Source organism: Parabacteroides sp. 20_3 (genome assembly GCF_964238835.1).
Classification (GTDB): Bacteria; Bacteroidota; Bacteroidia; order Bacteroidales; family Tannerellaceae; genus Parabacteroides; species Parabacteroides distasonis.
Genome location: NZ_CAXSNO010000007.1, coordinates 127,795 through 147,427 on the forward strand (window position 1 = coordinate 127,795; position 19,633 = coordinate 147,427).

Genomic DNA, 19,633 nt, shown 5'->3' on the forward strand with positions numbered 1-19,633 from the left:
GAAAATCTTTCGGTGAAATAATAAATTTAAAGGTGGGCGTTGACGGATTCGAACCGCCGACCCTCTGCTTGTAAGGCAGATGCTCTGAACCAGCTGAGCTAAACGCCCTTTAAACTTATTTTTCGTTCGCTTTATCTCTCTAAAGCGCTGCAAAGATACGGCTTTTTTTATTACCACCAAACTTTTTGACGAAAAAATGTGGATGAATATGAATTTTGTTTGGATGTGGCTACGTAAGTGTCTGATGGTCCTAAAAACGGGGCATTTAGTTAAAAATAACGATTGCTTACCTTATTATTCAATGGAAAAGACTTAACTTTGCGACTCTATATTAATAATGTATATGGTATTATCGACACTGACTGCTATTTCGCCCGTGGATGGGCGATACAGGAATAAGGCTGAGAATCTGGCGGCTTATTTTTCAGAATACGCACTTATCAAGTATAGGGTGCGAGTTGAGATCGAGTATTTTATTACTCTATCTGAGTTTCTTCCGCAATTAAGCGAGTTAAATGCGGCGGAAGTAAAAAAGGGGCTCCGGAAGATTTATCAGGAGTTTACGGAGGAGGACGCTTTACGAGTGAAGGAGATCGAGAGCGTGACAAACCACGATGTGAAAGCGGTGGAGTACTTTATTAAGGAAAAAACAAATCATTTCCTTGCGGAGAAATACCACGAGTTTATTCATTTTGGATTGACTTCTCAGGATATTAATAACACATCTGTGCCTTTATCGATCAAGGATGCTTTGCAAGAGGTGTATTATCCGGGTTTGGAAGAGGTGATTGGCGCCTTGAAAAAATACGCCGAGGAATGGATGGATATCCCGATGTTGGCTAAGACACATGGGCAACCGGCATCTCCGACTCGTTTGGGTAAGGAGGTGATGGTCTTTGTTTACCGTTTAGAGCAACAGTTGGCATTGTTAAAGGCCGTTCCTATCTCCGCTAAATTCGGTGGCGCTACAGGAAACTTCAATGCGCATCATGTAGCGTATCCGGAATATGATTGGAGGGCATTCGGTAATAAGTTCGTTAGTGAGGTGTTAGGCTTGAAACGTGAGGAGTGGACTACCCAGATCTCTAATTATGATAATCTGGCAGCGATCTTCGATGGCTTGAAGCGTATCAATACGATCTTGATCGACTTGAATCGTGACTTCTGGCAATATATCTCCATGGAGTATTTCAAGCAAAAGATCAAGGCGGGTGAGATCGGTTCGTCTGCTATGCCACATAAGGTGAACCCGATTGATTTCGAGAACGCTGAGGGTAATCTAGGGATCGCTAACGCTATTTTAGAGCATTTGGCTACGAAATTGCCGGTATCTCGTTTACAAAGAGACTTGACGGATTCTACCGTGTTGAGAAACGTAGGCGTGCCTTTGGCACATATAGAAATTGCCTTCAAGAGCTTAACAAAAGGCTTGGGTAAATTGTTATTGAACGAGAGCGCCCTAAGTAGGGATTTGAATAATTGCTGGGCAGTGGTAGCCGAGGGTATCCAGACGGTCTTACGCCGTGAGGGTTATCCGAAGCCTTACGAGGCATTAAAAGCTTTGACACGTACGAACCAGACTGTTACGGAGCAATCTATCAAGGAGTTTATCGAAACCTTGAATGTTAGCGACCGGATTAAAGATGAATTAAGGGCTATAACGCCTCATAATTATACAGGAATTTAGTGATAATACAGGTAGCCGTGAGGCTACCAAGTTTTTAACCATTGTTTAATTTATAACAAATGAGTACAGAAGAAAGAGATGAATCTCAACCGCGTCCAAAAAAAGTGATACCAAGTATCAGACGGGAAAACACAGACCAAGAAGGTGAAAGAAGACCTTACAATCAGGGTTATAATAAACCTGAGGGTAGCTATGAACGTAGACCGTATCGGTCTTATGGAGAAAATAACCGTCCTTCATACGGGGATCGTCCGAGCCGTCCGCGTTCTTACGATAATAACCGTGAAGGCGGGTATGGCAACAACCGTGAGGGGGGCTATGGTAATAGTCGTCCATCTTATGGCAACAATCGCGAAGGTGGGTATGGAAATAATCGCCCGTCTTATGGCAACAACCGTGAAGGTGGCTACAACAGCGGCCGCTCGTCTTATGGAAATAACCGCCCGTCATATGGGAATGGAGGAGGGCAATACAATCGTCCGTCTCGTCCTAATTATGATGGACCGGCAAAGGCTTATTCCGCTAGTCCTTCCGGAGAGGGAATGTCTGCGGATGGTATGAAGAAAAGAAGACCTAGAGTAGGTGATACCCGGGTTGATTACAATGATTCACGTTCAAGCGGCGGGGACGGTTACGCACCCAGACGTTCGTATGGTAACGATAACTCTTATGGCGGTAATCGTCAAGGGGGTGGTGGATATGGAAATAATCGCCGTCCTTCTTACAATAATAATCGCCGTCCCGGTGGAGGAGGTGGCTTCCAAAGATCGCAGGGATACAACGTTCGTCCGAAACAGATCAAGTATAAGGAAGTCTTGGCGGATCCAAACGAACCGATTCGTTTGAACAAATTCTTATCTAACGCTGGTGTTTGTTCTCGTCGTGAGGCTGATGAGTTTATCCAGAAAGGAGCTGTTAAGGTAAACGATGTCGTGGTAACGGAATTGGGTACTAAGATTACTCGTCAAGATGTTGTTACATTTAACGAGAAGCCGGTTCAGATCGAGAGCAAAGTATATATTGTATTAAACAAGCCGAAGAATTGCGTAACGACTTCTGATGATCCTCAAGAACGCCTGACGGTAATGGATTTGGTGAAGAACGCCTGCCAAGAACGTATTTATCCGGTAGGCCGTTTGGACCGAAATACGACAGGAGTCTTGTTGTTGACGAACGATGGTGATTTAGCTTCTAAATTGACTCACCCATCTTTCAAGAAGAAGAAGATCTACCATGTGTGGTTGGATAAGAACGTGGCTATCGAGGATATGGAGAAAATCGCCAACGGCCTTGAGCTTGAGGATGGAGAGATCCATGCGGACGCTATCAGCTATGCTAGCGAGGACGATAAGAGCCAAGTGGGTATAGAGATCCATTCCGGCCGTAACCGTATCGTGCGCCGTATTTTCGAATCGTTGGGATATCATGTGACGAAATTGGATCGTGTTTATTTCGCCGGTTTGACTAAGAAGAACTTAGGCCGCGGTAAATGGCGTTACTTAAATGAAAGGGAAGTGAACGCTCTTAGGATGGGAGCTTTCGAATAACAAAAAACGATACAGATGGAAACAATTAAACGAACAAAAATTGTAGACGTGCTGAAAAGCGACGCTTTCGGTACTACCGTGAATGTGAAAGGATGGGTACGTACCCGCCGTGGTAGCAAACAGGTGAATTTTATCGCCTTGAATGACGGTTCTACAATTAATAATGTTCAGATCGTTGTGGATGTAGATAAATTGGGTGATGAGTTCTTGAAACCGATTACCACGGGAGCTAGTATCAGCGTAAATGGTATCTTGACACAATCCCAAGGTAAGGGGCAAAATGTGGAGATACAGGCTACCGAGATTGAGATCTTCGGTACGGCTGATCCAGCTACTTATCCATTGCAGAAAAAAGGACACTCCATGGAGTTTTTGCGTGAGATCGCTCATTTGCGTCCTCGTACGAATACATTTGGAGCGGTATTCCGTATTCGTCATAATATGGCTTACGCTATCCATAAGTTTTTCCATGATAGAGGCTTTTTCTATTTCCATACGCCGATCATCACGGCTTCCGACTGTGAGGGTGCCGGACAGATGTTCCAAGTTACTACCAAGAATTTGTACGACTTGAAAAAGGATGAGAACGGCTCTATCATTTATGAGGACGACTTCTTCGGCAAGCAGGCTAGCTTGACGGTTTCCGGACAGTTGGAGGGAGAGTTGGCTGCTACAGCCTTGGGACAGATTTATACGTTTGGCCCTACGTTCCGTGCGGAGAACTCAAATACGCCTCGTCATTTGGCGGAATTCTGGATGATTGAGCCGGAAGTCGCTTTTAATGATATCACGGACAATATGGAGTTGGCCGAGGAGTTCATTAAATATTGCGTACAATGGGCGTTGGATAACTGTATGGAGGATATCAAATTCTTGAACGATATGTTCGATAAGGAATTGATCGCTCGTCTGGAAGGGGTCTTGAAAGACTCATTCGTTCGCTTGCCGTACACTGAAGGAATCAAGATATTGGAAGAGGCTGTCGCTAAAGGACATAAATTTGAGTTCCCTGTTTATTGGGGTGTAGATTTGGCTTCCGAGCACGAACGTTTCTTAGTGGAGGATCACTTCAAACGTCCTGTAATTTTAACGGATTACCCGAAAGAGATCAAGGCTTTTTATATGAAGCAAAACGAGGATGGAAAGACGGTACGTGCGATGGACGTATTATTCCCGAAGATCGGAGAGATCATCGGCGGTTCCGAGCGTGAGGCTGACTATGATAAGCTAATGAGTCGTATTGACGAATTGGGCATCCCGATGAAGGATATGTGGTGGTACTTAGATACTCGCCGTTTTGGTACGGTGCCTCACTCTGGTTTCGGTTTGGGCTTTGAGCGTCTTTTGTTGTTCGTTACGGGTATGGGAAATATCCGTGACGTGATACCTTTCCCGCGTACACCGAATAACGCTGAGTTCTAATAGCGCTTAGTGATCATGATAAAAAGGGTTCGTAACCGGTTTCAACCGGATTACGGACCCTTTTCTTATATAGCTTCCTTTGTTTAATCGTCGTCCAGATCAATAGGAATTTGCCTTTTGAATGCCTCCTTAAAGGATATAAGCGATTCGGTGCGAGCCAAGCCCAATGGTTGAAGCTTGTTGTGGATGATGCTTAGCAAATGCTGGTTGTTCTTTGCGTATATTTTTATAAACAGGTCGTATTGCCCCGTTGTATAATGGCATTCCACGACTTCCGGTATCTGCAACAGCGCTTCGGTAACGCTTGGAAATTGTCCGGGAGACTTTAGGAATAACCCCATATATGCGCAAGTTTCATACCCAACTTTTGTGTTATCCACGATGAATTCTGAACCTTTGATAACCCCTAAATTAGTCAGCTTTTGTATGCGTTGATGAATAGCCGCTCCGGATACGTTACATTCCCTCGCTACTTCCAAAAATGGCATACGCGCATTGCCGATGATTAGTTTAAGTATCTTCTCGTCCAGTTCATCTAGTTGATGATGTGCCATATATTCAGTATATTTGTATTACTGTTAGATTATATCTTTCATATTTAATACAAATATAATGATAATCTTATAATCATCTAAAGATTATGGTAGATTATTTTGATTTTGTAAGCATTCTTTATTCAATTATTAAGTATTTTTTTTATGAGCGAAGATCATGTAATAATTAGTAAGCCTGTCCGGGAGATAGCCGATCCTTTATTGGATCTAGTAGAGAAAACATATACTAGTTCTTTCCCTGAGGAAGAACGTCGTGATTTCTCTTTGGTACGTAAGCTTTTGGAGGAAGATAGCCGCTTCGAGATGTATGCCTTGCTACGGGATGGTATTTATGTCGGTTTCATTACCGGATGGCAATTTGAGGGTTTTGTTTATGCGGAGCATTTCGCGATCGACGAGTCCGCTCGTAACGGAGGAATCGGAGCGAAAGCAATGACAAGTTTTTTAGCTCTCCACGAAGATCCGGTTGTCTTAGAGGTAGAGATGCCGACAGAGGAGATGAGTAAACGTAGAATCGGTTTTTATGAACGTCTGGGGTTTGTCTTGGATCACCATGTATATTTCCAACCTCCCTATCGTAAGGGAGAGGCATTTTTAGAAATGCGTTTGATGACTCATGGGGAACTTGATCTTGAGCAATCTTTTGAGCGAGTTAAGACCATTATTCACCAAAACGTTTATGGAGTGGAATAAAAAAGGGGCGGGAAATAAATCCCGCCCCTTTTTATAATGCTATATCTGAATAATTATTACTCTACACGTTGTGCTGCGGAATAACTAATCTTCAATGCGTATGCCTCACGAAGAGCCTGCTTGATATCGGTGATCGTTCCCATCTTGGTCTCTTTATCAGCCTTGATAGAAACTGTCATAAACGGCTGGTCCTCTTCTTTCATACTGGACTTTTCTTGTGCGATATAATCCTGAATTTCCGAAGTCTCTGCAAAAGCGTCATTCAACTGGATACGAGTCTCAGAACCCATCTTCGCTCTCAAATCTCTAGTCGGCTTACCTACATAGATAAATGTAACCAAAGATTTCTTCTCCAATTTTTGAAGCTCTGTAGCTTGTGGAGCATGGAACTCTACTTTCAATGTTACCTCACGCATAGATGTTACCATCATGATGAAGAACAAGAAAGCGAACACCAAGTCAGGTAATGATGATGTATTCAATTCGGGCATTTCACGACCGCCCGCTTTACTAAACTTTCCCATTACTTTTTACCTCCATAATTTTTAGGTTCAGCTTCTGATATCTTTTGCGGATAAATCTGCTGTACAGCTTTTTGTTGTTCTTCGTCCAAATCAGCGAAATTCTTCCCGAATTTTTCCTTAGAAACCTTATTTCTCAATTCGTTATAAGCAGCCGCGATTTCATTCTGCACATCGATATAAGCTTGGTATTCGGTACCACGGTCATTCTGTAAAGAAATTACGTGGTTCTTCGTTACCATCATCTTTCCGAAGAATGGAACATCAGCCTCAACACGTTCAGGCTTATGTTCGTCATTGTAAGGATTATCAATGAACTCTTTGATTCTTTCTTTCAATTGCTTGATATCGACAAATTGATCACCACAGAGAATCTGGTTATTACTGTTGATCAATACAACCAACAAGTTTCTCTTTTTGATGTCAACATCGGTATCGTTCTTCTGATCTTTAGGTACAGGGGGCGGCAAACGTCTTGCCAAACCTTTATCTGTATCCATTGATGTAGTAATAAGGAAGAAGATAAGCAACATGAAAGCGATATCGGCCGAAGAAGAACCATTGATACCCGGTGTCTTTCTTTTCTTACCCATTTCTTTCTTGTTTTATCAGTTCGTTATTACTATTATTTACCCATGATTCTCTTTACAGAACCCCAAACTACACATGCTACGATCAGAACCAAAAGTACGATTGTAGACATGATCCACATGTCTGTGATCTTTAACCAACCCGGAGTATTGTAAACTTGAGAGTCTGCGTTCAAGCCTGCTAAAGGAGTCGCGTCACCCATTGTATAGGTGATGAACAATACGGCTACGAAACAAACTAATACTACCAAAGACATGATAGCTGATTTAGCGTTAGTCTTCAGCAAAGTCAAGAATTGCCAAACCGCAAACAATACTGTACTGATGATTGTCACGAAGAACAATACAGAAGTCCAGTTAATCAATAACCCTGTATAGATGGGTTCTTTCATTTCTGCGGCAGGGTCAACGACTCCACCCGCATAAAACATACCCAGCACAATGATACTGATAATAGAACTTATCAGTAAAGTCCAACTGGATATTTTTCTTATTTTAGTAACTGCCATAATTCGTTATTATTTTTTGAATTTGACGTTGTATTTGATAACCAAGTCAAGCAAAGAGATAGAAGCATCTTCCATCTGGTTCAAAATAGCCTCCAATTTGCTTAACAAATAGTTATAGAATACCTGAAGAATCAAGGCTACGATCAAACCACCTACAGTAGTAATCAAGGCCACTTTCATACCACCTGCTACAACCGTCGGGCTGATATCACCAACTTGCTCGATTTTATCGAACGCCATGATCATACCTACTACAGTACCCAAGAATCCCAAAGACGGAGCCATTGCGATAAACAATGTGATCCAAGACATATTCTTTTCCAAAAGACCGCCTTGAACACCACCGTAAGAAACGATAGATTTCTCTACAACGTCAATACCTTGGTCAATTCTCATCAATCCTTGGTAAGCGATAGAAGCGATAGGGCCTCTTGTGTCGCGAGCGATAGCTTTAGCGCCTTCAACATCACCTTTGTCTAAAGCATCCTCAATACCTTTCAACAGTTTGCTGGAGTTTGTCTCAGCCAAGTTTAAGTAGATAATTCTCTCTAAGCAGAATGCCAAACCGAAAATCAAAGCGATAGCGACCAAACTCATGAAGTCGGCACCACCTTCGATAAACTTTGTCTTTAATGCTTGATACATACCTCCTTCAATTGCTGGAGCCGCATCCTGTGCGAATGCTACGGTAGAAGTTCCAAGGGCACATAAACCCAAGAATGCTTTTGCAAATAACTTTTTCATTGTGTGTTTAATTTTTAAGATTAATAATTCTCTTATTTGTTTTTATTTTATTGTTAATTAATTCATGGTATTCTCCACTGCGGAGAGAGCGGGATTCGAACCCGCGAAACCCTTTAGGGGTTTACACGCTTTCCAGGCGTGCCTCTTCAACCACTCGAGCATCTCTCCAATTATTCGCCTAGCTTCTTCTAAAACGACCGCAAAATACGAAAAAATTCCCATATGCAATCTTTTCAGTGCACAAATCTATAGTTTTTGCTTGACATATACACAATATCCGCGAAATAAATTTTGACTTCATTCGAAAAAAAGTGTCTATATGGGTTTATTTAGGCTTTTAAACAATTCTAATGTGTTTTTTCGAGTAGCGTTTACGGTTTCCTCTAGCGTGAGGCCGAATGTTTCCGCCACTTTCTCGGCCGTCTTCCATATGTAAGTAGGCTCATTCCGTCTACCTCTGTAGGGGACTGGTGAAAGATAGGGGGCATCTGTTTCCAAGAGTATCTTTTCAAGATCCGTTTGCCGGATGACTTCGGACAGTTTTGAATTTTTAAAGGTGACAACCCCGTTTATCCCGATCTTGAAGGTGGGCAGTTTCTTTATTTCTTCCAGCTCTTCCGTTGTGCCGGTAAAACTATGAAATACGCCCTTAAGTCTTTCCGCTCCGACTTTATGTATGCATTCCAGAACTTCCGGATATGCGTCACGGGTATGGATGGCTACGGGCAGGTTCAGATCGATGCTCCAACGCAGTTGTTCCTCGAAAACGATTTGTTGCTCCTTCAAATAAGTCTTATCCCAATATAGATCGATCCCGATTTCACCGATACCGCAATAAGTACGTTTAGATAGATAGGATTCCGTTTGTTTTAGGATATCGATATAATTGCTATCCACACTGGTCGGATGCAATCCCATCATAGGGAAAGCGAACTCTGGGTATCGATCGCATAAATCGTGCATTCTGTCAATCGTCGTCAGGTCTACGTTTGGCAGAAGCAGGGTGTCGATACCTGAGTCTTTTGCTTTTTGAGCCAGTTCGTCTTGCTCCGGATCGAAATCCTCCAGATATAAATGGCAATGTGTGTCTATTAAGCTCATGGATTAGGATTGTCTATGCATTAAATGATCACAAACCTCTTTTAGGATCGTTAATTTTTCGGGGGCGACTTGTAAAGCGTTTAAGTTCTCTACGGATGCGTCGTAATAGGCTTGGATTTTATTTTCTGTTAATTGTTTTAGCTGCAATTCGTTGTAGATAGAGGTGAATGCCTGTATCTTTTGAGCCGGGTCGAATTCTTTTTTATCCATCCAGCTACGGAGAGCTTCCGCTTGTTCTTTATTGGCCAGTCTGAGAGCGTTGATCAATAAGAATGTTTTCTTGTTGCAAAGGATATCGCCGCCAATGTTTTTCCCGAAAGTGGCGGTGTCACCATATACATCTAGTAAATCATCTTGCAGTTGAAACGCTAGACCAATATTAATACCAAACGCATATAAATGGTCTGCGTCTTTCTGTGAGGCACCTCCGAGTAAGGCACCTGTTTTAAGGGCGCAGGCCAGTAGTACGGCTGTCTTTAGCCGGATCATCTCGATGTATTCTTCCTCGCTTACATCCATGCGAGACTCGAATTCCATGTCGAATTGTTGGCCGCCACATATTTCCGCCGCGGTTTGCGTAAATAAATCCAACACTTGTTTGAGGTGACCGTGTTCCGTTGATCCGATTAATAGATAAGCCGCTATTAGCATCGCATCTCCGGAAAGAATCGCCGTATTGGCATTCCATACCTTGTGTACGGTAGGTTTGTTCCTTCTTTTATCAGCTTCATCCATCAGATCGTCGTGCAGCAAGGTGAAGTTATGGAAAACTTCCAGACCTAAAGCGGGCTTGATCGCATTCTCTATACTATTATTATATATATTACATGCCATCAACGTTAACGCCGGACGTATTCTTTTTCCTCCGAGGGACAAGATGTACTCTATCGGCTCGTATAAGCTCTTGGGAGGATTGGTGAATTGTAATTGAGAGATCTCGCTTTCTATTCTTTGAAGTATATTCTCGAATGCTAACATAGCTGTATCAATTAATGGAGTTATGAAATAAAAAAAGGCTGCGAAAATGAAGCAGCCTTTTTGATATGTTTAATGTTATACTATTGCAATCTGAACGTGATAGGCACAGTATACTTAACACGTACTGGTTTACCTCTCTGCTTACCCGGAGTCCATTTAGGCATGGTACCGATCACACGAAGAGCCTCTTTGTCCAATGATGGGTCTACACCACGTAATACCTCAGCGTCTACTACTGATCCGTCTCGGTTAACCACGAATGCGCAGATTACACGACCTTGGATACCGTTTTCCTGTGCGATTACCGGATACTTGATTGATTTAGCGATAAACTTCAGCAATTCTGCGTCTCCACCGGGGAACTTCGGCATTTCTTCTACAACTGTAAAGATCTGTTGTGCGGACTCTTCTTCCTCTTCTACAACTGCGGGGGGAGTATAAACAGCCTCCTGCGCTGAGGTTTGGTCATCCTCTGATGATAAGATATCCTGCTGTTCCAATTCAACGTCATCTTCAACAACGTTCAAAACCTCGGTTACAACTGGTGCTGGAGGTGGTGGAGGTGGAGGAGGCGTATTCTCCGGTCTCGTGATTTCCACTTCTTCCTCAGCGATGATGTCTGCTACACCCTCGCTAGCCTGAACGACCATTACATCGCGGGTACTCCATTCGAAGCCCACGAACAAGACAGCTAAGCCCACTACAAATCCCATAAGGATGCTTAGGGTCTTACCTTTCTCAAGGTCCGCTTTCGGTGATTTTTTAATTTCCATACGTTTATAATAATTATAAGTGTTTTTCACTTCTGCAAAAATACAAATTATTTCATATATCAAACAAAAATGAGAGCGATTATATACCTTTTTGGCATTTTTCCCGTTTCTGTTAATGTGAAATCCGTATTTCTGAGATTTGCGGGTGTAAAGTAAAAACATTTTTCCGAATTAATGTATCTTTGAACGATTTTTTGCATGAAAATATGAGAAATAAACTATTTATACTGATTTTATTCGTTGTTACACTGTCTGTCTCAGCGCAAAACGGGAGCGAGGCGTATACTTTCTTACGTTTTCCGACCTCGACCCGGGCTAACGCCTTGGGTGGGCATACCGTGGCGTTGGTAGAAAGAGATCCTTCACTTATTTTCCATAATCCGGCGTTGCTAGGCGCGGAGATGGATGGGATGATCAACTTGAATTATATGAATTACATCTCGGATATCAACGTAGGGAGTGCCTTGTTCACGAAAGCGCATGGCGAGAAAGGGGCTTGGGGCGTAGGCGCTACGTTTATAAGCTATGGCGATATCCAGGAGGTGTTGCCGGATAATGTCGTGACCGGAGCGAGTCTTTCGGCGAAAGATATCAGCGTAAATGGTTTCTACTCCCGCGACTTGAGCGAGCGTTGGCGGGGTGGATTGTCGTTGAAGTTCTTGTATTCGGGCTTGGCTGATTATACCTCTATCGGTTTATGCGTGGATGCGGGATTGAGTTATTATAATTCGGATAAGGGTTTTTCTTTTGGTTTCGCCTTGAAGAATATCGGCGCGCAACTGAAAGCTTACGAGGATGAGCGACAAAAGATGCCTTGGGATATCCAGATGGGTATCACGCAGAAAATGGCGCATGCCCCGATTCGTTTTTCTTTGACGGCCCAATACTTGAACCGTTGGAAGTTCGATTATATCGATAATACGGATAAAGAGTATGAAGGGGATTCTTTTGTTAAGACGTTGGCGAAGCATTTTATCATCGGCGTGGATTTTATCCCGTCCGAGAACTTTTGGGTAGGCGTAGGATTCAATCCGAAGGTCAATATGGATATGAAGTTGAAAGGCGGGGGAAGTTTCTCCGGCTTCTCGGCTGGCGCAGGCGTAAGGATCAAGATGTTTGACGTGGGCTTCTCGCTGGCGAAATATCATCCGTCCGCCATGTCGATGATGATTAGCGTATCTACGACCTTGGCCGATTTTAAGAAGGTGACAGAATAAACCTATACATTAGTATATATATGAAGAAAATAGTTATCGCTATAGACGGCCACTCTTCCAGTGGCAAAAGTACCATGGCAAAAGATCTTGCCAAGGAGATCGGATATACGTATATCGATACGGGTGCCATGTATCGGGCCGTGACTTTGTATTGCATCCAGCATGGATTTTTTGAGGGAGAGAAGATTAAGGAGGAAGAGCTGAAGGCTTCTATCCATGATATCGATATTTCATTTCGTTTGAACGTGGAGACCGGCCGGCCGGATACCTATTTGAACGGTGTGAATGTAGAGAAAGAGATCCGTGGTATGGAAGTGGCGGATAAAGTGAGTCCGGTAGCCACTCTAGGCTTTGTGCGCCGTGCGTTGGTCGCTAAGCAACAAGAGATGGGAAAGGCGAAAGGCATCGTGATGGATGGCCGTGATATCGGTACGGTCGTATTCCCGGATGCGGAGTTGAAGCTTTTCGTGACCGCCTCGCCGGAGGTACGTGCCAAGCGCCGGGTCGATGAGCTGGAGGCGAAGGGGATCCCCGCTTCTTACGAGGAAGTGCTGGAGAATGTGAAGAAGCGGGATTATATAGATTCAACCCGGGAGGAAAGTCCTTTGAGACAAGCTGATGATGCCTTGGTATTGGATAATTCCCATATGACCTTGGAAGAGCAAAAGACTTGGTTGCTGGAACAATATCATAAAGCGATCGGTTCATAAACGAGTGCTTGGAGTTTCCTATAAAGAAAACTTTTGTCTCTTCGAATGAAAACTATAGTTTCGTTACTAGGAAACAAAAGTTTCTCTTAGGGAAAACTCTAGTTTTGTTATGAAGAAACTTTAGTTTCTTGTGATTGAAAATTAAGAAAACTGTAAGTGCTTGTTTGTTAATGATATTATAGATATGATAGAAGTCGAGATAGATAAAGATTCCGGATTCTGCTTTGGGGTTGTCACCGCCATAGAAAGCGCGGAGCGGGAGCTGGGTAATACGGATACGCTGTATTGCCTAGGCGATATCGTTCATAACAGTTTGGAGGTGGAGCGGTTGGAGCATATGGGGCTGCATACGATCGATCATGATGGCCTTTCAAAGTTGAGAGACCGGAAGGTGTTGCTCCGGGCGCATGGCGAGCCACCTTCTACCTATTCTTTAGCGAAGCGAAACAATATCACGATTATAGACGCTACTTGTCCGGTTGTCTTGCGTTTGCAGCGCAAGATCCATAAATGTTATCAAGAGACCCGGGCGAATAACACCCAGTTGGTTATCTATGGGAAGAAAGGCCATGCGGAGGTGAATGGCTTGGTGGGGCAGACGGAAGGTACGGCGATTGTTATCGAGAAAATAGAAGACCTCGATCGTCTGGACTTTACCCGTGCGATCAGTCTGTTTTCCCAAACCACGAAGTCCTTGGATGGATTCAAGGCGGTAGTGGCGGAGATCAAGCAGCGGATGGCGGAAGGGGTGGAGTTTAATTATTACGATACGATTTGCCGTCAGGTGGCGAATCGTCTTCCGAATATAAAAGCGTTCGCCTCCAGCCACGATTGGGTCTATTTTGTGGCCGGTCGTAAAAGTTCCAACGGAAAGATGCTGTTCGAGGAGTGCCGGAAAGCGAACCCGAATACGCTTTTTATTTCCGAGGTATCAGAGATTACCGAGCCTTTGCCCGAGGGCGTGCGCCGGGTCGGGGTTTGCGGCGCTACATCCACTCCCAAGTGGTTGATGGAGGAAGTGGCGGTCCGGATCAAGGAACTGAATGCTTCGGAATGATATTTTGATTAAAATTACGTGAACTTTCCGGGAGAAAGACAGAAGGATAACTAAATATTTACTACTTTTGCCGGAGAACATTAAAATCAATGACGCTATGTCTACAGTAAAGTGTGTTGGTATTTTAACGTCCGGAGGTGATGCCCCGGGAATGAATGCCGCTATTCGTGCGGTAACACGTTCCGCTATTTATAACGGAATGAGAGTGAAAGGTATTTACCGTGGTTACAAAGGGTTGATCCTAGATGAGATTGAAGAGTTTAAGACACAAAATGTCAGTAATATAATTCAACGCGGTGGAACAATTCTTAAGACCGCCCGTTGCGTGGAGTTCAAGACTCCCGAGGGACGAAAACAGGCCTATGATAAGTTGCAAGAGCATGGGATCGATGCCTTGATCGCTATCGGTGGTGACGGAACGTTGACGGGAGCGCGTATTTTCGCTCAGGAGTTTAATTTTCCGATCGTAGGATTGCCGGGTACGATTGATAATGACTTGTATGGCACGGATACGACGATCGGTTATGATACGGCCTTGAACACGATCATGGAATGCGTGGATAAGATCCGTGATACGGCTACCTCGCATGATCGTCTGTTCTTTGTGGAGGTTATGGGGCGCGACGCGGGTTTCTTGGCGTTGAACGGAGCGATCGCTTCTGGCGCCGAAGCCGCTATTATCCCGGAAATCTCCTTGGAGAAAGACCAATTGGCCGAGATGATCGAGAATGGATTCCGTAAGTCCAAGAACAGTAGTATCGTATTGGTTGCCGAAAGTGAGGTAACCGGTGGCGCTATGGGTGTCGCTGAGCGTGTGAAGAAGGAATATCCGCAGTTCGACGTGCGTGTCTCTATTTTAGGTCACTTGCAGCGTGGTGGTTCTCCTACGGCACAAGACCGGATCTTGGCGACTCGTATGGGTGTGGCCGCGATCGATGCCTTGTTGGATGACCAGCGTAACGTGATGATGGGTATCCAGAACGACCAGATCGTCTATGTACCGTTCTCTAAAGCGATCAAGAATGATAAGCCTATTAACCGGGATTTGTTGAACACGCTCCGTGTTTCTTCAATCTAAATAAGGCATATATTTATACGAATAGGAACCCGGATGTAGCGATTGCGTACATCCGGGTTTTTATTTGAAGAACCTGATATCATGAAGAAGTATAGCGGCGTGGCCTTGAATGTAATCGTATTTGTCTTTCTGTTTATCTTCTTGAGGATATTCAGTGAGTACCACTTTTATTGTGTCGAGCAGAACCAGTTATTTCAGTTGACTCCCTTTTTTATTATCGATAAGTTGATGCAACCGGGAGGTTTAGCGATGGTTCTCTCCGGTTGTTTGGTGCAGTTCTTCATTCTCCCGAATGTGGGAGCTATGATAACGGCGGCCCTGCTGACAAGCCTAGGGGCCTTGTTCTGGGCGATCTTGAAGCGGATCGATCCGCGAAGCCATGGTATTTTATGGGCTTGGCTTCCCGTCCTATCCTTGTTGTTTGTGCAATGGGATTTTAATTACAGGTTTCAAGGAACGGTCGCCTTCGGTATGATGCTGCTTGCTTTATATCTCGTTTTAGGGATAAGGAATTTCATACCTCGTTTGATAGCAAGTCTGTTTGCCTCCCTGTTACTCTTTGGGTTGGCCGGGCCGGTCTCTTTGTTGTTTGCCTTATCCATGGTCGGATATGAGGCCATGAGCCGGACGCCCCGTTGGTATTATTCTGCGATTTTACTGATGATCGTGTTGATCTTGGGGGGATTATGTGTGCGTTACTCGGTGATCGGAGAATACCGCTTTGTCTTTTTACCGGATAGTTATTATTATTTCCGTTTGGTGCCGGATAAGGTAATTTATTTCTCATGGATCGCTTTCTATGCGGCGCTGGTTGTAACCTGCCTCTGTAAAAACAAGGAATCATGGGCTGGTAAAAAGCGTCTAGCGCTGGGAATCTCCCAATTCATTATCTTAGGGCTTATCTTCTGGAAAGGCTTCGATCTATATGGCGAACAGAAATCATACCGCTTGAAGATGATGGACTATTTTACCCGGACAGAGCAATGGGACCGGATCTTGGTATCATGCAAGGAGCCGACCACTAATCAACTCTATTTATGTTACCAAAATATGGCTTTGGCCCGGAAAGGTATTCTGGCGGATGAGGCGTTTAAGTACACGCAGCACGGGCCTCGTGGATTAATGGTGGCATGGAATAAATCGACTACCATATCCGCCTTGCTGAGTGATGTTTATTTTACGATGGGAAATGTCGCCGCGGCTCAAGAGATGGCTTTCGAAAGTAATATTGGTGCCTTATGTGATGGAAATCCCCGCATGACGCAACGTTTGGTACAAACGAACTTGATTTATGGAGCCTATCCGGTCGCGGAGAAATATATCGCTGTCTTAGAGAATACTTTCTATTATAAGGATTGGGCCAAAGCGCAGCGGAAATTCCTGTATAATGATGAGGCGGTCGAGACAGATCCTCTATTGGGGAATATGCGCAGGAACCTGCTAGCTGAGAATCATCTGATCCAGATGGATGGATTCGACACGGACTTGATTCGCTTGGCGGAGCAGAATCCTTCCAATAAAGCCGCTTTCCACTATGCCGGCGTATTCTATCTTTTAGCAAAAGATGTGACGCACTTTAAGACGTTGGTGGAAACCTATTACGGAACGGATTTACTCCCTTCTTTACCGGTCTCTTTTCAAGAGGCGGTCATCATCCTATCGGAGAAAGATCCGGATTACTGGAAACGTTTCGGTGTCTCGGAATCTATCGTAGGGCGATTCACCGATTATAAGAGGCAAGTGCTCGCTGGGCGGAATAATAGTAATGCGCTGCCCGGTTTGATGTATCGCTCTTATGGCGATACGTATTGGTATTATTATATGTTTAAATAGGAGATGAGAAAAATGTATATAATAAGATGTATATGTCTGTGGATGATTCTGGGCTTGATGGCTTGTTCCGGTCCGGTACGTATACAGAAGAATCTGGAAGTCAAGCCGGAGATCTTTCCGGATTATGTGGATGTGACAATCCCGCCGAATATAGCTCCCTTGAATTTTAAGCTGAAAGACGCTTGCGCTGAGGCCCGTGCCATTCTCGAATGTGGCCCGGAGAAATTAGAGATCAAGACCGGGAAAGACGCTTGTTTCGTAATCCCGGCCTCCGGTTGGAAAAGGCTGTTGCGTGCCGCTTCCGGGAATCATCTGAATGTAACCGTACAAGCCTTCGTGAATGATGAATGGATCGCGTATGCCCCATTCACCATCAAGGTGGCGAAGGAGCCGGTCGATGGTTGGCTGGCTTACCGTTTAATCGAGCCGGGCTATGAGCTGTGGAACCGTATGGGTATCTATCAACGTAACTTGGAAAATTATACGGAGAACGCGATCATCGAAAATAAGATGAGCGGCAATAACTGTATGAACTGCCATTCTTTCTGTATGCAGAATCCGGAGAAAATGCTTTTCCATATGCGTGAGACCTACTCTTGTACCTTATTGATCGATGGAGATAGGGTGGAGAAGCTGAATACGAAGACCGATCAGACCCTTTCTCCACTGGTCTATCCTTCTTGGCATCCTTCCGGAAAATATGTCGCTTTCTCCGTGAATAAAACCAAGCAAGCGTTTCATATGAACGATAGGAATCGGGTGGAGGTATTCGACTCGGCCTCGGATGTGGTCGTCTATGATACGCAAAAGCATGAGATCGTGACTTCTCCGCTGCTGTTTTCAGAGGCAGCGTTCGAGACTTTCCCTACATTTTCCCCGGATGGAAATACGCTCTATTTCTGTTCGGCTAAAGCCCGTACGATGCCCAAGGAATACGATCAAGTGAGATACGATCTATGCTCAGTCTCGTTCGATCCCGCTACACGCCGTTTCGGGACGGTAGTCGATACTTTGTATAAGGCATCGGAGATCGATAAAAGCGTTTCTTTTCCCCGGGTTTCCCCGGATGGAAAGTATTTGCTCTATACCTTGTCCGGTTATGGGAATTTCTCTATTTGGCATAAGGATGCCGATTTGTACATGATTGATTTATCGACTCTGCGAAGTTATCCATTGGAGGCGGCGAATAGCGACGATGTGGAAAGCTATCATTCATGGAGTAGCGATAGCCGTTGGATCGTGTTTAGCAGCCGGCGGATGGATGGTTTGTATACAAGACCGTTTATCGCTTATATCGATGAGAAAGGACAGGCTTGCAAACCTTTCCTGTTACCCCAGAAGGATACGGATTTTTATTTTCGCTTTATGAAATCCTACAATATACCTGAATTCATCACAGGAGAGGTAAAGAGACAAGGACGCACGTTGGCCGTGAAAGCGAAAGAAGATAAAGGAATTGATGTAAGGTTCAAGTGAAAAAGAGTGTCGCATGATCCGATCGTGCGACATTCTTATACTTTTATTTCGTAGCGATATGATCCAAGAATAAATCAATCATTCGTTTGGCTGCCACGAACGAGCTGATCTCGTTGTTCAAGACTTGCTTCTCTGTTTGTTCCAGCATGCCTTCTACCGCTGGGTTATGGTAGAACTTATCCCGCAGCGTGTCGTTGATGCTTTCGTACATCCAGTATTTAGCTTGCTCGTTACGTTTATAGTTGAAGTAGCCATTCTTTTTGGTGAACTCCATATACTCTCCGACCATATCCCATATTTCCTTGATACCTATGTTGTAATAACCGGAATAAGTCAATACTTTCGGGAACCAACCTGATTCCGAAGGTGGGAAAAGATGCAAGGCGTTCCGGAACTGAGCGGCGGCGAGATTCGCCTTATCGATATTATCTCCATCCGCTTTATTGATAATAATACCGTCCGCCATTTCCATGATACCTCGCTTGATACCCTGCAACTCATCTCCGGTACCGGCCAATTGAATCAACAGGAAGAAGTCCACCATCGAATGTACGGCCGTCTCGCTTTGTCCGACACCCACGGTCTCTACGAATACGGTATCGAAACCGGCGGCCTCGCATAATACGATCGTCTCACGGGTCTTACGGGCGACCCCCCCTAAGGAGCCTGCGGATGGTGAAGGACGGATAAAGGCGTTTTTCTCTCTCGACAAGGCCTCCATACGAGTCTTATCTCCTAGGATACTACCTTTCGAGCGTTCGCTACTCGGGTCGATCGCTAGTACGGCAAGCTTACGCCCTTGGTTGATCAAGTGCATGCCGAAAGAGTCGATAGAGGTACTCTTTCCCGCTCCGGGAACACCCGTAATACCGATACGGACCGATTTTCCGGCGAAAGGCAAACATTTCTCGATAATCTCCTGCGCCACCTGTTGGTGCTCATGCTTAGAGCTTTCCACCAAGGTAACCGCTTGACTGAGTATCGTGATATTCCCTTTTAAGATACCTTCCACGAATTCGGAAGGCGTATATACCTTGCGTTGGACACGCTTTTTTATATAAGGATTTACGGTAGGGACATCCGCAATGCCCTTATTCACTTTCAATCCCTTGTACTGATCATCGTTTTCTGGATGTTCCATAT

19 protein-coding genes and 2 tRNA genes are annotated in these 19,633 nt (G+C 44.4%); 10 read left to right on the forward strand and 11 right to left on the reverse strand.

From position 1 onward, the window contains the following. Positions 1 to 33 precede the first annotated feature (33 nt). Positions 34 to 108: transfer RNA gene (locus ACESPU_RS15155), tRNA-Val, on the reverse strand. Between the two features lie 235 nt (positions 109 to 343). Here ACESPU_RS15155 and purB point away from each other — a divergent pair. The 3 genes from purB to asnS are packed head-to-tail and all read left to right on the forward strand — an operon-like array spanning position 344 to position 4,656. Further along, positions 344 to 1,687 carry an adenylosuccinate lyase gene (gene purB, locus ACESPU_RS15160; RefSeq protein WP_005867921.1) on the forward strand — a complete coding sequence of 448 codons (1,344 nt, stop codon included), beginning with the start codon at positions 344 to 346 and terminating at the stop codon, positions 1,685 to 1,687. A gap of 59 nt (positions 1,688 to 1,746) precedes the next feature. Then, positions 1,747 to 3,234, forward strand: coding sequence for a pseudouridine synthase (locus ACESPU_RS15165; protein WP_048928149.1), 1,488 nt, complete (start codon positions 1,747 to 1,749; stop codon positions 3,232 to 3,234). Between the two features lie 15 nt (positions 3,235 to 3,249). Further along, positions 3,250 to 4,656, forward strand: a complete 1,407-nt coding sequence (gene asnS / locus ACESPU_RS15170) for an asparagine--tRNA ligase (protein ID WP_008772638.1) — start codon at positions 3,250 to 3,252, stop codon at positions 4,654 to 4,656. 83 nt (positions 4,657 to 4,739) lie between these two features. Here asnS and ACESPU_RS15175 read toward each other — a convergent pair whose 3' ends face one another. Continuing rightward, positions 4,740 to 5,210, reverse strand: a complete 471-nt coding sequence (locus ACESPU_RS15175) for an Lrp/AsnC family transcriptional regulator (protein ID WP_005858930.1) — start codon at positions 5,208 to 5,210, stop codon at positions 4,740 to 4,742. Between the two features lie 144 nt (positions 5,211 to 5,354). Here ACESPU_RS15175 and ACESPU_RS15180 point away from each other — a divergent pair, with 144 nt between their 5' ends. After that, positions 5,355 to 5,903 carry a GNAT family N-acetyltransferase gene (locus ACESPU_RS15180; protein WP_122369037.1) on the forward strand — a complete coding sequence of 183 codons (549 nt, stop codon included), beginning with the start codon at positions 5,355 to 5,357 and terminating at the stop codon, positions 5,901 to 5,903. A gap of 56 nt (positions 5,904 to 5,959) precedes the next feature. Here the strand turns inward: ACESPU_RS15180 and ACESPU_RS15185 are convergent, their stop codons facing one another. From ACESPU_RS15185 to ACESPU_RS15220, 8 genes are all read right to left on the reverse strand, one after another. After that, positions 5,960 to 6,427: a biopolymer transporter ExbD gene (locus ACESPU_RS15185; RefSeq protein ID WP_005867927.1), complete on the reverse strand. Its 468-nt coding sequence runs from the start codon at positions 6,425 to 6,427 to the stop codon at positions 5,960 to 5,962. Continuing rightward, positions 6,427 to 7,017: a biopolymer transporter ExbD gene (locus ACESPU_RS15190; protein ID WP_005858924.1), complete on the reverse strand. Its 591-nt coding sequence runs from the start codon at positions 7,015 to 7,017 to the stop codon at positions 6,427 to 6,429. Before ACESPU_RS15190 ends, ACESPU_RS15185 begins: the two co-directional genes overlap by 1 nt. A 32-nt stretch (positions 7,018 to 7,049) precedes the next feature. Beyond that, positions 7,050 to 7,523, reverse strand: a complete 474-nt coding sequence (locus ACESPU_RS15195) for a hypothetical protein (RefSeq protein WP_005867928.1) — start codon at positions 7,521 to 7,523, stop codon at positions 7,050 to 7,052. 9 nt (positions 7,524 to 7,532) lie between these two features. Next, the gene (locus ACESPU_RS15200; RefSeq protein ID WP_005867929.1) at positions 7,533 to 8,267 is read right to left on the reverse strand and encodes a MotA/TolQ/ExbB proton channel family protein; all 735 of its coding nucleotides are present in this window, start codon (positions 8,265 to 8,267) and stop codon (positions 7,533 to 7,535) included. An 80-nt stretch (positions 8,268 to 8,347) separates the two neighbouring features. After that, positions 8,348 to 8,435 (reverse strand) — tRNA-Ser (locus ACESPU_RS15205). Between the two features lie 147 nt (positions 8,436 to 8,582). Beyond that, a complete protein-coding gene (locus ACESPU_RS15210) occupies positions 8,583 to 9,368 on the reverse strand; it encodes a TatD family hydrolase (protein WP_048928151.1) in 786 nt (261 codons plus the stop codon). Positions 9,369 to 9,371: 3 nt separating this feature from the next. Continuing rightward, positions 9,372 to 10,346: a polyprenyl synthetase family protein gene (locus ACESPU_RS15215; protein WP_121961451.1), complete on the reverse strand. Its 975-nt coding sequence runs from the start codon at positions 10,344 to 10,346 to the stop codon at positions 9,372 to 9,374. 80 nt (positions 10,347 to 10,426) lie between these two features. Further along, complete coding sequence (locus ACESPU_RS15220) at positions 10,427 to 11,119, reverse strand: energy transducer TonB (RefSeq protein ID WP_048928203.1); 693 nt, start codon at positions 11,117 to 11,119, stop codon at positions 10,427 to 10,429. A gap of 206 nt (positions 11,120 to 11,325) precedes the next feature. Between ACESPU_RS15220 and porQ the strand changes: the two genes are divergently transcribed. From porQ to ACESPU_RS15250, 6 genes are all read left to right on the forward strand, one after another. Next, positions 11,326 to 12,336 (forward strand): type IX secretion system protein PorQ, encoded by a 1,011-nt coding sequence (gene porQ / locus ACESPU_RS15225; RefSeq protein ID WP_022193218.1) that lies wholly within the window; start codon positions 11,326 to 11,328, stop codon positions 12,334 to 12,336. A gap of 20 nt (positions 12,337 to 12,356) precedes the next feature. Next, complete coding sequence (cmk, locus tag ACESPU_RS15230; RefSeq protein WP_048928152.1) at positions 12,357 to 13,046, forward strand: (d)CMP kinase; 690 nt, start codon at positions 12,357 to 12,359, stop codon at positions 13,044 to 13,046. Between the two features lie 184 nt (positions 13,047 to 13,230). Then, the gene (locus ACESPU_RS15235; protein WP_005867938.1) at positions 13,231 to 14,103 is read left to right on the forward strand and encodes a 4-hydroxy-3-methylbut-2-enyl diphosphate reductase; all 873 of its coding nucleotides are present in this window, start codon (positions 13,231 to 13,233) and stop codon (positions 14,101 to 14,103) included. A gap of 97 nt (positions 14,104 to 14,200) precedes the next feature. Further along, entirely contained in the window at positions 14,201 to 15,181 is a 981-nt protein-coding gene (pfkA, locus tag ACESPU_RS15240) for a 6-phosphofructokinase (protein ID WP_005858904.1), read from the forward strand. An 81-nt stretch (positions 15,182 to 15,262) separates the two neighbouring features. Continuing rightward, positions 15,263 to 17,014: a DUF6057 family protein gene (locus ACESPU_RS15245; RefSeq protein WP_195283832.1), complete on the forward strand. Its 1,752-nt coding sequence runs from the start codon at positions 15,263 to 15,265 to the stop codon at positions 17,012 to 17,014. 3 nt (positions 17,015 to 17,017) lie between these two features. Beyond that, on the forward strand, positions 17,018 to 18,490 hold the full coding sequence (locus ACESPU_RS15250; RefSeq protein WP_122114801.1) for a PD40 domain-containing protein: 1,473 nt from the start codon (positions 17,018 to 17,020) through the stop codon (positions 18,488 to 18,490). A 43-nt stretch (positions 18,491 to 18,533) separates the two neighbouring features. Here ACESPU_RS15250 and meaB read toward each other — a convergent pair whose 3' ends face one another. Beyond that, positions 18,534 to 19,631 carry a methylmalonyl Co-A mutase-associated GTPase MeaB gene (meaB, locus tag ACESPU_RS15255; RefSeq protein ID WP_087345962.1) on the reverse strand — a complete coding sequence of 366 codons (1,098 nt, stop codon included), beginning with the start codon at positions 19,629 to 19,631 and terminating at the stop codon, positions 18,534 to 18,536. Positions 19,632 to 19,633 lie beyond the last annotated feature (2 nt).